Origin of the sequence: Burkholderia contaminans, assembly GCF_029633825.1 — a bacterium.
Classification (GTDB): Bacteria; Pseudomonadota; Gammaproteobacteria; order Burkholderiales; family Burkholderiaceae; genus Burkholderia; species Burkholderia contaminans.
Map to the genome: position 1 here is coordinate 1,083,740 of NZ_CP090640.1, position 13,134 is coordinate 1,096,873.

General features: G+C 66.6%; 10 protein-coding genes and 1 tRNA gene. 6 read left to right on the forward strand and 5 right to left on the reverse strand.

What is annotated here, in order from left to right; translation table 11 throughout:
• Positions 1–394: 394 nt before the first annotated feature.
• A tRNA-Val gene (locus tag LXE91_RS05050) sits at positions 395–471 on the forward strand.
• Between the two features lie 308 nt (positions 472–779).
• Positions 780–1,283, forward strand: a complete 504-nt coding sequence (locus LXE91_RS05055; RefSeq protein WP_039351996.1) for a DUF2628 domain-containing protein — start codon at positions 780–782, stop codon at positions 1,281–1,283.
• A gap of 101 nt (positions 1,284–1,384) precedes the next feature.
• On the opposite strand, the gene LXE91_RS05060 is transcribed toward LXE91_RS05055, so the two are convergent.
• Entirely contained in the window at positions 1,385–2,266 is an 882-nt protein-coding gene (locus LXE91_RS05060) for a sigma-70 family RNA polymerase sigma factor (protein WP_039351995.1), read from the reverse strand.
• Complete coding sequence (locus LXE91_RS05065; protein ID WP_039351993.1) at positions 2,266–2,742, reverse strand: carboxymuconolactone decarboxylase family protein; 477 nt, start codon at positions 2,740–2,742, stop codon at positions 2,266–2,268. Before LXE91_RS05065 ends, LXE91_RS05060 begins: the two co-directional genes overlap by 1 nt.
• Positions 2,743–3,308: 566 nt before the next feature.
• Between LXE91_RS05065 and egtB the strand changes: the two genes are divergently transcribed.
• From egtB to LXE91_RS05085, 4 genes are all read left to right on the forward strand, one after another.
• Positions 3,309–4,532 (forward strand): ergothioneine biosynthesis protein EgtB, encoded by a 1,224-nt coding sequence (gene egtB / locus LXE91_RS05070; protein WP_039351991.1) that lies wholly within the window; start codon positions 3,309–3,311, stop codon positions 4,530–4,532.
• Positions 4,516–5,529 carry an L-histidine N(alpha)-methyltransferase gene (gene egtD / locus LXE91_RS05075; protein ID WP_039351989.1) on the forward strand — a complete coding sequence of 338 codons (1,014 nt, stop codon included), beginning with the start codon at positions 4,516–4,518 and terminating at the stop codon, positions 5,527–5,529. The genes egtB and egtD overlap by 17 nt, the downstream gene beginning before the upstream one ends.
• A gap of 297 nt (positions 5,530–5,826) precedes the next feature.
• Positions 5,827–6,129: a hypothetical protein gene (locus LXE91_RS05080; protein WP_039351987.1), complete on the forward strand. Its 303-nt coding sequence runs from the start codon at positions 5,827–5,829 to the stop codon at positions 6,127–6,129.
• A gap of 37 nt (positions 6,130–6,166) precedes the next feature.
• Positions 6,167–6,421, forward strand: coding sequence for a glycine zipper 2TM domain protein (locus LXE91_RS05085; protein ID WP_039351984.1), 255 nt, complete (start codon positions 6,167–6,169; stop codon positions 6,419–6,421).
• A 99-nt stretch (positions 6,422–6,520) separates the two neighbouring features.
• Here LXE91_RS05085 and LXE91_RS05090 read toward each other — a convergent pair whose 3' ends face one another.
• The 3 genes from LXE91_RS05090 to LXE91_RS05100 form a co-directional block, all read right to left on the reverse strand.
• Complete coding sequence (locus tag LXE91_RS05090; protein ID WP_039351981.1) at positions 6,521–9,547, reverse strand: type III restriction-modification system endonuclease; 3,027 nt, start codon at positions 9,545–9,547, stop codon at positions 6,521–6,523.
• Entirely contained in the window at positions 9,547–11,565 is a 2,019-nt protein-coding gene (locus LXE91_RS05095; protein ID WP_039351978.1) for a site-specific DNA-methyltransferase, read from the reverse strand. Before LXE91_RS05095 ends, LXE91_RS05090 begins: the two co-directional genes overlap by 1 nt.
• A 336-nt stretch (positions 11,566–11,901) precedes the next feature.
• The gene (locus tag LXE91_RS05100; protein ID WP_039351975.1) at positions 11,902–13,032 is read right to left on the reverse strand and encodes a porin; all 1,131 of its coding nucleotides are present in this window, start codon (positions 13,030–13,032) and stop codon (positions 11,902–11,904) included.
• Positions 13,033–13,134 lie beyond the last annotated feature (102 nt).

Consider the following 13,134-nt stretch of genomic DNA (forward strand, 5'->3'; position numbering starts at 1 on the left):
ATACGTAGTGATAGTTAACAAACCCTGTGCCTCACAGTGGATAACGTCCCTAACCTCATGAATTCTCGACGGGAAGCAGAATGCATAACCCTGGGTGAGCCACGTGAACAGCGCCGGGAAGCACAGAACAACTTTTCGTCGATTCACAGCCGCGGCGACATATCCTCAATCGTTCCACTGTGAATCCAGAGGCTTGCCGGATGGTTATCCAGAGGGCAATGTGGATAACATCACAGCGCATCGACGCGTTTTGCTGTGATGCGAACCGGTGAAGCCAACGCTCCCGGCATCACGAGGCAACATCGATCGTCGGCCCTCACGCACGCCGATTCAAAAAATTTTCACGAAGGGGCTTGTGCTCCTCAAAAACCCTCTCTATAATTCGCGGCTTCTTAGGCTCGTAGCTCAGTTGGTTAGAGCACCACCTTGACATGGTGGGGGTCGTTGGTTCGAATCCAATCGAGCCTACCAACGAACAAATGAAGGGGTCTGGCAGCACAACTTGCCTACAGGCAATGCGGCTCGCCAACATACAAACGCCACGCGGCAACATCGCGTGGCGTTTTTCTTTTTCCGGCCGAAACAACGCATGTCGCCCCGATGCGTTGTGCGATCCGCGGCATCGCATCCTTCCTCGCCGGCACCTCGATCTGCCATGCAACGGCCACCGCGCCGCGCGTAGAATCGTGTGCGCATCGAAGCGACCGTTCCGACCGTCGCCCGATTTCCAGCACATCAAAACAACGACGCGCGATCCGCGCGACTGAGAGCACACGACCATGTCCGACGTCACGACCGCCACATCCTCCGCGAGCAACGACGAGATCGCCGCTTACGTCGGCAAGAAAGCCGCCTGGTTCGAGAAGAAGTTGGAGATCGCCGCATCGAGAAAGAACCGGCAGTCGTGGAACTGGGCAGCCTGTTTCCTGGGCCCGGTGTGGATGGCGTATCGCTGCATGTACTGGCAGGCGGCGGCCGTTCTTGGCGCGACGCTCGCGATCACGCTGGTCGAGCTGCTGTTCTTCCCGAAATACTTCGAATCGAGCGCGCTCGACCCGATCACCATCGGGATCGCGGTCGCGCTCGGCTGGTGCGGGAACAGCCTCTACAGGACGCACGTCGTACGCCAGATCGAAAAACTGCGCCCGAGCGCGACGTCCCGCGAATCGTTGCTCGCGCTGCTGGAAGCGCAGGGCGGCACGAACGGGCTCGCGGCAGCCGGTTTCGCGATCGCGACGCCGTTGCTCGGCTTCCTGATCTATATCGTGGCCGGGACATATTGATCGCAGGAGCCGGCGGCCGGTAAAGCAGGGCGGCAGGACGGAGAACAGGGCGCATCGCGGCCACGCATGCGCACGGCACACGACGCGTGATCTCGCTGCGCTCAGTGCAGATGCCTCAACTTGTCAGGATTCCGCACGACATAGATCGCGACGATTTTCCCGTCCTCGATCTCGAGCGCGGTGGTCTGCAACTCGCCGTCAGATTCCAGCGTGACGAAACCCGGCAACCCGTTGATGAACCCCGCACGCACGAACTTCGACGCATGCGTGGCGAACAGCCCGGCCAGGAATTCGTGCACCTTCATCACGCGCTCGAAGCCGAACACCGGCTTGCCGGCAGCCGTGCGTTTGCCGCCACCGTCCGAATGCAGGCTCACGTCCTCGGCGAGCATCGCGCCGAGCGCGCGCATGTCGCCGCTGCGTGACGCCGCAAAAAACGCTTCCGCCAATTCGATCCCGCGCTGCTTCTCGACGTGAAAACGCGGCCGCGCCTCGCGCACATGCGTGCGGGCCCGCGCGGCGAGCTGCCGGCACGCGGCCGGGTCGCGCTGGATCGTCGTGGCCACCTCGTCGAACTCGAGGCCGAACACGTCGTGCAGCAGGAAGGCCGCGCGTTCGAGCGGCGAGAGCCGTTCGAGCGCGAGCAGCAGCGGCAGTGTGACGTCCTCCTGCTCGTCTTCCTCGACGACCGGCTCGGGCAGCCACGGGCCGATATAGGTCTCGCGCTGGTGCCGTGCGGACTTCAACTGGTCGAGGCACATGCGCATCACCATGCGGCGCAGGAACGCTTCAGGAACGCGCACCTCGGTGCGGTCGACGTCCATCCAGCGGATGAACGCCTCCTGCACCATGTCCTCGGCATCCGCGACGGAACCGAGCATCCGGTACGCGACGCGGATCAGCGTGCGGCGCAGCGGGTCGAAGCTCGCCGCCGCATCGGCCCGTGCTTCGGCGCTGTCCTTGGCCGGGTCGAGATTCGGCATCAGGCCACCATCTTCGCGGCGGCGGCCTTTGCATCGGCCGGCTCGATCCACAGCCCGAAGCCGACCGCGAGCCGGTTCCAGCCGTTGATCACGTTGATCATCAGCGTGAGTTTCACCTGTTCCTCCTGGCTGAAGTGGTCGTTCAGCGCCGCGTAGGCCGCTTCGTGCGCCGCGTGGCCCTCCGACAGCCGCGTGAGTGCTTCGGTCCAGCCGAGCGCCGCGCGTTCGCGGTCGGTGTAGCAGGGCGCTTCGCGCCACGCGGACAGCAGGTAGATGCGCTGCTCGGTCTCGCCTTGCTCGCGCGCCTCGGCCGCGTGCATGTTAATGCAGTTCGCACACGCGTTGATCTGCGATGCGCGGATCTTGACCAGTTCGATGAGCGTCGGCTCGAGGCTCTGCGCGGCGGCGATCGAGACGGTCATCCAGTGCTTCATCAGGGCGGGCGCGGCGGCAAACGGATTGAGCTTCGCAGTCATGGTCCTTCTCCTTTCGTGTGGGTTCCGCCGATATGACGAGCGAGCCCCCCGCGTGTGTGACATCGACGCGAAATTTTTTTTTCGAAGCCGGCGAGCGAATCGGCGCAGAAGGCCGCAAGGCAAAGGCGGGCAGGGTGCGCGTCGAACGCAATAAGCGCAGCGAGCATGCTTTGCACGCCCGTGCTGGTCAGACGATTTCGCATTCACGTCATGGTGATGATCGCGGCCGCGCGGACGTCCGCGGCGTGCGTCGATCACAACGGCCGACGCATGCCCCTCCGAATACCCATCGATACGCGCTGATGTCAGCAATTGGCAGGTGATCGATTACTTTCATTTACATTTATCTGCTGTTTCGTCCGCATCTCGGTCAGCAACATTCACATTTCTGGACCATACTGTTCTGCACGGGCAGATGAAGTGATGTCGCATCCGCGGCCCGGCGCGCGCGCCGGCTGCCCGACGACGCAGCAGCAGGTCGCACGTCAGCCGCGCGCATCACGCGCAAGGCTTTCCCTTTTCCGACAACACGCAACGCAGCGAATCGCGACGTGGACGGTAAACCGATGAGCCTTCTTGCATCGCAGCTTCAGCGCCGTTACCAGGACGTGCGCGCCCATAGCGTCGCGTTGACCGCGACGCTATCCGCCGAGGATCAGGCCGTGCAGTCGATGCCCGACGCCAGCCCGACGAAATGGCACCTCGCGCATACGACCTGGTTCTTCGAAACCGTCGTGCTGATGCGCCGCGTGCCCGGCTACGCGCCGTTCGACGCGGCCTTCCAGTTCCTCTTCAATTCCTATTACGAAGCGCTCGGCCCGCGCCATCCGCGGCCGCAACGCGGGCTGCTCACGCGCCCGTCGCTCGACGAGGTGCATGCGTACCGGCAGCACGTCGACGACGCGATGCTGCGCGTGCTGGCCGGCGCCGACGCGGCGCTGCTCGAGACGATCGCGCCCGAGGTCGAGCTCGGCCTGCATCACGAGCAGCAACACCAGGAGTTGATCGTCACCGACATGCTGCACGCGTTCTCGTGCAACCCGCTGAAGCCGGCGTTCCGGCCGCGCAACGGAACGGACGCGGGCGCGATGGCCGCGGGCGATGCCGGCGCCCAGCACTGGCTGCACCAGCCGGGCGGGCTCGTCGAGATCGGCCACGACGGCGATGCGTTCTCGTTCGACAACGAACGGCCGCGCCATACGGCGCTCGTGCGGCCATACGAGATCGCGGACCGCCTCGTGACGAATGCGGAATTCGCGGCGTTCGTCGCCGACGGCGGCTATGCGCGCCCCGAGTTCTGGCTGTCGGACGGCTGGGCCACGGTGCAGCGGGAAGGGTGGCAAGGGCCCGCGTACTGGATGCCCGACGATGACGATGCGGCCGCCACGCGCGTACGGCGCACGTTCGGCCTGCACGGCGTCGAGCCGCTCGCACCCGACGCGCCGGTGTGTCACGTGAGCTTCTACGAAGCGGCCGCGTACGCGGAATGGGCCGGCGCGCGCCTGCCGACCGAATTCGAATGGGAAGCCGCGTTTCCCGCCGAAGGCATCCGGCAGATGCTCGGGCACGTGTGGCAATGGACGCGCTCGTCCTACGAGCCGTACCCGGGCTTTCGGCCGCTCTCCGGGGTAGCTGCCGAATACAACGGCAAGTTCATGGTCGGCCAGCAAGTCCTGCGCGGCAGCAGCATCGCGACGCCGCCCGGGCACGAACGGCCGACGTACCGCAATTTCTTTCCGCCGGCCGCGCGCTGGCAATTCACGGGAGTGCGACTTGCGCGAGACGTCTGACCAGACGGCCACGAGCAGTGGCCAGCAACCCGCCCGCGATTCGCGGCCCAGCGCGTTCGAGCGCGACCTGATCGACGGGCTGTCGCGCACGCCGCGCAGCATTCCGCCGAAATACTTCTACGATGCAGCCGGCTCCGCGCTGTTCGATCGCATCTGCGAACTGCCGGAGTATTACCCGACCCGCACCGAGCTCGGCATCCTGCGCGATCGCGCGGCCGAGATCGTGCGGCGCGTCGGCCCGCATGCGGAACTCGTCGAATTCGGCGCGGGTTCGCTCGAGAAGATCCGCGTGCTGCTCGACGCGTTCGCGGGCAACTATGCGAACGCGCCGGCACGCTACGTGCCGGTCGACATCTCGGCCGACTACCTGCACGACGCGGCCGCTCGGCTGCGTGCGGCCTATCCGTGGCTCGACGTCGCGCCGATCGCGGCCGACTACACGAAGGCCGAGCAACTGGCCGCGCTGACCGCGACACCGGCGCGGCGCATCGGCTTCTTTCCCGGCTCGACGATCGGCAATTTCTCGCCGGAAGAGGCCGATGCGTTCCTGCGCGATGCGGCGCGGCTGCTGCGCGGCGGCGGCTTGCTGGTCGGCGCCGATCTCGTGAAGGACGAGCGCAGGCTGCACGACGCGTACAACGATGCGCAGGGCGTGACCGCGCAGTTCAACCTGAACCTGCTCGCGCGCGCGAACACCGAGCTCGGCGCGGATTTCAACGTCGACGCGTTCTCGCATTGCGCGTTCTACGACCGCGCACGGCAGCGCATCGAGATGCATCTCGTCAGCGACATCGCGCAGACCGTGCACGTGCGCGGCCATGCGTTCCGCTTCGACGCCGGCGAGCGCATCCACACGGAGAACTCGCACAAGTTCACGATCGACGGCTTCCGTGCGATCGCGCGCCGTGCAGGGTTCGTGCCCGATACCGTGTGGACCGACGCGGACAACCTGTTCAGCGTGCACTGGCTGCGCAGCGTCGACGACATTCGCGCGTGATGCGCGCCGCTTGCGAACCGCTCGCGTAGGGTGCGGGCGGTTCGCTTTCAACGCATTCCGATGCACGTCGGCGCGTGCCGATCGCGCGGTTTCGTGCCGAAAATCCCTTTTTTACCGGTCCGATGCACCGCCGCAACGGTGTTTGGAAGGCGGCCTCTTCCTTGTCCGGCAAGGCTTTGCGGGAACCCGTAAACGTCCGTTACCTGTCTCGCATACCCGTTTCACCTGTGTCTGTGTCCGGTGCCTAGACTCCGAACCGTATTCACATGACGCACGACACGTGCAGGGAGTTGCGAGATGAACAAGAAACTCATTCTCGGTGCAGTTCTCGGTGTAGCGGCGCTGGCAGCTTCGGGCGTCGCCTCGGCCCACGTCGACCTGTCGGTCGGCATCGGTGTACCTGCCTATGTGGCGCCGGCGCCTGTCTACGTAGCGCCGCCTCCGCCCGTCATGTACGCGCCGGTCGGCTATCGCGATGACGGTTGGCGCGGCGACGGCTGGCGTGAGCGCGAATGGCGCGAACACGAGTGGCGCCGCCGTGAATGGCGCGAGCACGAATGGCGCGATCATGGCGGCTGGCGCGGCGGCCGTTGGGATTAAGCGGTTCGACTGACCACAACAAGAGGAGAATCAAGACATGATGCCCATTCGACACATCAGGCTGTGCGCCACCGCGGCCATCGTTGCGCTTGCCACGATCGGCAGCGCGCACGCGGCGGGCTGCATGAAGGGCGCGGTGGTCGGCGGTGTGGCCGGCCACTATGCGGGGCACCACGCGGTCGTCGGCGCGGTGGGCGGCTGTATCGTCGGCCACCACATGGCGAAGAAGCAGGCGCAGGAGCAGGCCGCGCAGCACAAGGCCGCCGCGCAGGGCCTGCAGCCGGCGCAGTAAGCACCGTCGTCACCGGGGCGGCGCTGTGGCGGGTTGCCCCGCCCAGTGCGCCCGGTGCGTGCCTCATGAAAAAAGGGCGGCTCAACGCCGCCCTTCGCTTTACCGCCCGGCGCCCGCCAGCGGCGCCGCAGGTTCGAACAACGCATCGGCCTGCCTGACGCGCACGAAGCGCGCCGCACCGTCGCCGTCCACCAGCGCCCGGAAATGCGCCTCGCCGCACGCGAGCTTCGCACGCTCGTGCTCGCTCGGCACGTTGCCGTCCGCATTCGGCGTATCGACGACGAAGTACAGCCGCTCGCCGCCGTCCTGTTCCGCGAGCACCGCCCAGTCCGGGTGATAACTGCCCAGCGGCGTCTGCACGCGGAACCACGCGGGCAGCTTCGCGTACAGCTTCACGCCGTCGTGCGCCTCGAGCGCATCGGCGAACGCGCGCTCCGCGTCCGTCTCGCACACGACCGCCTCGTGGATCGACTTCTGCGCATCGGGCCGCAGGTTGCGCAGGTAGCCGGTCAGCGCCTCGCTCTCGAACGATTCCAGCGCATGCACATGGCGCTCGCCGAGCTTGCGGTACGCGATGCCCGCGACGAGCGCGTGGCGCTTGCAGCGGTTGATCGCATCGGCCGCGACCGCAATGAATTGCTGCGGATTCACGCGGAAATCCTCGAGCCGGCCGCTGTCGGCCAGGATCGTCGCGAGCGAACGGCGCGTGAGCTGCGTGCGGTCCTGCAGTTCGGTGAGCAGGTCGGGCAGCGGCAGCTCGCCTTCGTCGAGCAGCACCGTGCCGGCGCCGGCCACCTCGATCGCCTCGATGCCGGCCTTGCCGATGTCGATCTCGGCCTTGCGCCACTGCAGCCGTGCGCGCGCGATGTCCGGTGCGGCGTGCAGCGCGGCCGCGCAGTCGCGCACGAGCTTCGCGTTGTCGAACTCGACGCGGTACACCGTGCGATGGCGGATGCGGTCCCACAGTGCGCGGAAATCCTCGCCGAACACGACAGCCTTGCCCGACGCATCGCGCCGCAGCGCGATCGCGCGGCGCTCGTCCGCGTTGCGCACGGCAAAGCGGCCCGACAGCTTGCGCAGCGTCGCGACGATCGGCGCGCGCAGCATCTCGAACGCCTCCGGCAGCACCAGCGCGCTCTGGCGCAGCGCATCCTTCAGCCGGTCGAGCACCTTGCCCTGCGCGTCGACGTAGCCTTGCTCGTGCAGGTGGTTCCACAGCACGCGCGACAGCTCGGTGCCGAGCGCATGCGCGGGTCCGTCGCTTTCCTGCACGGGCAGCGCTGCGAACTGGTGTTCCTCGACGATCCCGAAACGGATGCCCGTATCGGCCTCGATTTCCTTCTGCAGGTTCTCCGCGAACGATTCGTAGCGCTCGGTCGCGATCACGGTGAGCGTGTTCACGCCCGGATCGCGCACGCGTTCGCCGTCCTGGTCGACGGCGAGGCGCAGCCCGCGGCCGAGCGTCTGGCGGCGTTCGCGTTCGGTCTGGATGTCGCGCAGCGTGCAGATCTGGAACACGTTGGGGTTGTCCCAGCCTTCCTTCAGCGCCGAGTGCGAGAAGATGAACTTCAGCGGCGTGTCGAACGACAGCAGCGCTTCCTTCTCGCGCATGATCAGGCCGTACGCGCGCTCCGCGTTTTCGCGGGCCGCGGCGCTGCTTTCGCTCGTGTCGGTCCAGCCGCCCTTGCGGTCGATCGAGAAGTAGCCGTTGTGCGCACGCCCGACTTCGAGCGCCACGTCGACGCCGTCGAACAGCGCGCGATAGGCCGGCACGCGCGCAGCACGTGCATATTCCTCTTCGAAGATCAGCGCGTAGTCGCCCTTCACGGGCATCCCGTTCTCGTCGTAGCGGCGATAACGCTCGACTGAATCGACGAAGAACAGCGACAGCACCTTCACGCCGCGTTCGGCCAGGCGCAGCTCCTTGTCGAGATGCTCGCGAATCGTGCGGCGGATCATCTCGCGCTGCACGGCGAGCGTATCGATATCGCCGAACGCCTCGCCGAGCGACAGGAACGCCTCGCCTTCCGGATGGCGCAGCTCGACGTATTCGGCGCCCTTCACCGCATGGACTTCGCCGATCCGCAGCCCCGCATACAGCGCGCGTTTCGTCAGGCGTTCGAGATCGTCGCCGTCGGTGGCCGACACGATCTGGCGCTTCACGCCGGCCGTGGTCGCGACGTCGAGCTCGATGCGCGCGCTGATCGCGCCGCGCCGGTTCGACACGCCGACGAGCCGCACGTACGGCTTGTTGTGCGCATCCTCGACGATCGCCGACGCGATCTCGATCTGCTTGACGAGCTTGCGCTCGTACGCGTCGACCGCGTCGAGCCGGTACACCATGTGGTGACGGTCGACGTGCGTGGCCGAATAGCGCAGCGTGCAGAGCGGCGCCATCGCGGCGAGCGCTTCGCGGCCACGGCCTTCGAGCCCGCCGTCGACGCTTTGCGGCTCGTCGACGATCACGATCGGCCGCGTCGCGCGGATCAGGTCGATCGGCTTCTCGCCGCCGGTCTTCTCGCTGTCCTTGTAGAGGTTGTTGATTTCCTTCTTGTTGATCGCGGCCACCGTCATCACCATGATCTGGATCGCCGCGCTCGCCGCGAAGTGGCGCACCTGGCCGAGCTTCGCGGAGTCGTACAGGAAGTAGTCGTACGGCACGCCCGCATACAGCGCGCGGAAGTGATCCTCGGTGATCGCGAGCGTCTTGTGCACGCCTTCCTTGATCGCGATCGACGGCACGACGATCACGAACTTCGTGAAGCCGTAGCGGCGGTTCAGCTCGAAGATCGTGCGCAGGTACACGTAGGTCTTGCCGGTGCCGGTTTCCATCTCGACGGTGAAGTCGCGCGAGCCGGGCAGGCCGGACGGCGGCAGCCCGCCGCGCAGCTGCACGTCGGCGAGATTGCGCGCGAGCGCGTCGTCGGTCAGCGACAGCCGGTTGCCGACACCCTGTTCCGACACGGCGAAGCCGAGCGAGCCTTGCGCGGCGGCGGTCGTGCCGGGGGCGGCGTTCGCGAGCACGCTGAAGTCGCCGCGATACGATTCCTGGCCGCGGAACAGGTCGCAGACGGCGTCGATCGCCTCGCGCTGGTAGTCGAGATCCGCTTCGAAATGCAGCCGCATCACAGGCTCCGCACGCGCTTCACGCCGTGCTGTTCGAGCAGCGCGGCGAGATTGAGCTTCGCGACGTCGTCGACGAAGCCGCTGTCGCGGAACAGGCACGTGACGTCGTGCGTGGTGCCGGTCGCATCGAGCAGGTCGACGATGCCGTCGGCGAGCGGCCCCGCGTCGTCGCGCGAAATGCGCGCGTCGAAGCACGCGACGATCGAGCGGCCGATCAGGTGCACGGTCTTGCCGGCCACCTGGTGATGCTCGACCGGCGTGCACAGGTCGAGGCCGAGCTTCAGCGTCAGCTCGGCGAGCAGGTCGTCCTCGGTGCGGCCGGTCTTCACGTGCTCGACGGATGCGAAGAGGGCGTGGTCGAAGTCGTCGCGGCGCGGGTCCCACTCGATCACGTTGGTCGTGTCGAGCCGGTACACGCGAAAGCCGAGGTCGCCATAGCTTTCCGGATAGTCGCGCGCGACCTGCTGCGCGGCGCGGCGCAGGCGTTCCTTCGTGATTTCGGCGAGCGTCAGCGGCTTCTTCAGCTTCGCGCAGAAATCGGCGGCCGCCGTCTGCGTCTTGTCGCGCCGGTCGAGCGCCTCGGGCAGCTGCACGAGGATGTAGCGGCGCGCGCCGCCGTCGGTCGCGTTCACCTGCATCACCGCGTGGCCGGTCGAGCCGGAGCCGGCGAAGCAGTCGAGCACGATGTCGTCGCCGCGCGTGCACCAGCCGATCACGGCGGCCGCGAAGTCGACCGGCTTCGGCAGGTCGAACGGGATGCCGAGCGTCTTCAGCAGCGCGTCGTCGGAGCCCGCGAACGGCAGCACCGACGGCACGTTCTCGTACATGTTCTCGTCGAGGTAGTAGATCCGCTGCGGCTGCGTGGTTTCATCCGGGCCGAATTCGATCTGGCCGCGCTCGAGCAGCGCCTGCATCGTCGCGGGCGGGTTGCGCCAGCCGCGCGCCGGCATCGCGCACGGCTTGCCGGTGACCGGATGGATCAGCGGCGTGAAATATTCGTCCGGCGCCTTCTTCTTGTTCGGCCAGGCCATCGACACGAGGCGGTACACGCGGCCTTCCGCCGACAGCCGGTCGTACATCACCTCGCCGCCGGACAGGTTGGTCTGCGCCTTCATCCACGCGCGGTACGCCTTCTGCGCGTCCTTCGCGTTGCCGCTGCGGTACACGGCGTCGTGCGCGGCGTCGAGCATGCGCTGCGCATTGCGCTTCGGGCGCTTGAGCGGCGCCTGTTCGAGCAGCGTCTCGGCGTTGCGTGCGAACAGCACCAGCGATTCGTGCTGGTACGCGACGCCGCGCGCGTCGCCCTTCGGGTTGCGCTTGTCCCACACGGCCACGCCGAGCTCGTTCTCCTCGCCGAAGATCTCGCGCAGCATCAGCACGAGCGCATGCACTTCATGCTCGTCGATGTGCACGGCGATCAGCCCTTCGTCGGACAGCAGCGCGTGCGCGAGCTTCAGGCGCGGATACATCATGTTCAGCCAGTCGGTGTGGAACCGGCCGTTCGCCTCGGTGTTGGTGCTGCGCTTCACGCCGCCCTGGGTCTGCCCGGTCATCGCCAGGTAGTGGCGGATGCTGTCGCTGAAATCGTCCGGATAGACGAAATCGCTGCCGGTGTTGTACGGCGGGTCGATGTAGACGAGCTTCACCTTGCCGGCGTAGCTCTTGTGCAGCAGCTTCATCACGTCGAGGTTGTCGCCCTCGATCACCAGATGGCGCGTGTCGTCCCACGCGACGCTGTCGTCGGGGCAGGGTCGCAGCGTGCCCGTCGACGGCGTGAGCGCCGCCTGGCGCGCGCTGCGCTTGCCGTGCCAGTGAAAGCCGTAGCGCTCGTCGGCGTCGCCGACCGTGCGGTCGCCGACCAGCGCCTTCAGCACATCGACGTCGACCGACGCGCCGCCGGGGCCTTCGGTCACGAGTTCGGGGAACAGCGCCTTCAGGCGCGCGACGTTGTCGGCGGTGAAATCCGTCGACATCGCCTGCGGGCTGGCCGCATCGAGTTTCTGCATCGTCTTTTCCATCGGAGCCCGGCCGCGCGCGCCAGGACGTCGGGCGCGCTCGCGGCACCGGCGGCAATGGCCGCCCGGGCAAACCCGAAACGCTATCGAGTCGGTCGGCGCAGGTCAAGCACCGATGTGGGCCGAACGTGCGGGTATCGGCCGCGATCGCCCGCCGGACGGGCCGCAAGCGGCTTCAGGCGGGTTGTCGCATGGCCGGCCGGCGGGGGGCTGGCGGGCGTCCCGGGCGCGTTCGGAAAAAGACGAAAAAAAGGGCACGGTCGGCGCCAAGCGCCGGCGTGCCCGCACGGAGAATCCCGGGTGGAGGATGCGGCGGAGCCCGTCGGGCCCCGTTTCAGGTCAGAAGCGCGTGCGGATGCCCGACGTCAGTTCGAGCTGGTTCTTCGCGCCGAACGTCGACGACACCGTGTAGCCGCCATGCAGCTTCATGTAGTCGCCGGCCAGGTACACCTCGGTGCGCTTGCTCAGGTGATAGAACACCGACCCGTAGATCGTTTCCTTGAAGCCGTTGGCGACGCCGTTGGTCAGGCTGAACGCGCCGAGGTTCGCATTCGGCGTGAAGCCGTCCGCGTTGTTCGCGGCGTTCTTGATGCGCATCTGCTGGTAGCCGAGCTCGTAGTCGAGCGCACCGGGCGGCGCCACCTTCACCGACACCGTCCACGAATCGTCGTGACGCTGGCCGAGCGGGCCCTGGTCGCCGTTGTAGCGGAAGTAGCCGGCATTCAGGCGCACGATGCTGAACGTGTAGTTGCCGCCGACCGAGAACGTCTGGTTCCGGAAGCCGTTGTGGTTCACGTGGTTGTAGAAGCCCGACACGTTGAACGGCCCGCCGTTGTAGCCGAGCGCGGCCTGATACGCGGAGCCGGTCGCGAACGAGGTCGAGTTGCTGAACTGGTAGCCGGCGCTCGCGAAGATGCCGTTACTGAACAGCTTCTTCCACGCGACGCCGTTGTTGTAGCGCGTGCCGGTCGGGCCGGCCGCGTAGAAGATCATCTGCTTGAAGTTGTTCGAGTTGGTCCAGCCGCCTTCCTCGGTCGTGAGCTTCGCGGAGCCGTACGGATCGCCGTAGATCGCCGCCGAGTCGCGCGCGATGGTGTTCTGGAAGCCGGCCGTCAGCTTGCCGAAGCGCTCGTCCTCGACGCCGACCCAAGCATCACGGTCGAAGATCTGGCCTTCGTCTTCCATCTGGCCGTTCGCGACCACGAATTCGCTTTCGAGGCGGAAGATGACCTTCGTGCCGCCGCCGATGTCCTCGGCGCCGCGCAGGCCCCAGCGGCTGCCGCTGAACCACGGCTCGCCTTCGTTGCCCATGCCGATCACGTGATTGCCGTTCGCGTCGGCGTGGGTCCGGTAGGTCGGAAAGCTCAGGTCCATCAGGCCGTAGAGCTGCACGCTCGATTGCGCATGCGCGTGGGTGCCGGCGCACAGGCCAGCCGCCGCGATGGAAAGGGCAAGGGTTTTTCGTTTCAAGATCGTCTCCTCCGAGCTGCCGCATTGGAATCTGGTCGTTGGCAGTACGCAATGTATGCCGACTCTTGCCGGCCACAGCGAGAGGGCCGACGCATAGCATCG

Bases quoted from the DNA above. Each gene is read 5' to 3' on its own strand.
- egtB (WP_039351991.1), top strand. From the start codon at position 3,309: ATGAGCCTTCTTGCATCGCAGCTTCAGCGCCGTTACCAGGACGTGCGC.
- LXE91_RS05090 (WP_039351981.1), bottom strand. From the start codon at position 9,547: ATGCGGCTGCATTTCGAAGCGGATCTCGACTACCAGCGCGAGGCGATC.
- LXE91_RS05060 (WP_039351995.1), bottom strand. From the start codon at position 2,266: ATGCCGAATCTCGACCCGGCCAAGGACAGCGCCGAAGCACGGGCCGAT.
- LXE91_RS05065 (WP_039351993.1), bottom strand. From the start codon at position 2,742: ATGACTGCGAAGCTCAATCCGTTTGCCGCCGCGCCCGCCCTGATGAAG.
- LXE91_RS05085 (WP_039351984.1), top strand. From the start codon at position 6,167: ATGATGCCCATTCGACACATCAGGCTGTGCGCCACCGCGGCCATCGTT.
- LXE91_RS05055 (WP_039351996.1), top strand. From the start codon at position 780: ATGTCCGACGTCACGACCGCCACATCCTCCGCGAGCAACGACGAGATC.
- LXE91_RS05095 (WP_039351978.1), bottom strand. From the start codon at position 11,565: ATGGAAAAGACGATGCAGAAACTCGATGCGGCCAGCCCGCAGGCGATG.
- LXE91_RS05080 (WP_039351987.1), top strand. From the start codon at position 5,827: ATGAACAAGAAACTCATTCTCGGTGCAGTTCTCGGTGTAGCGGCGCTG.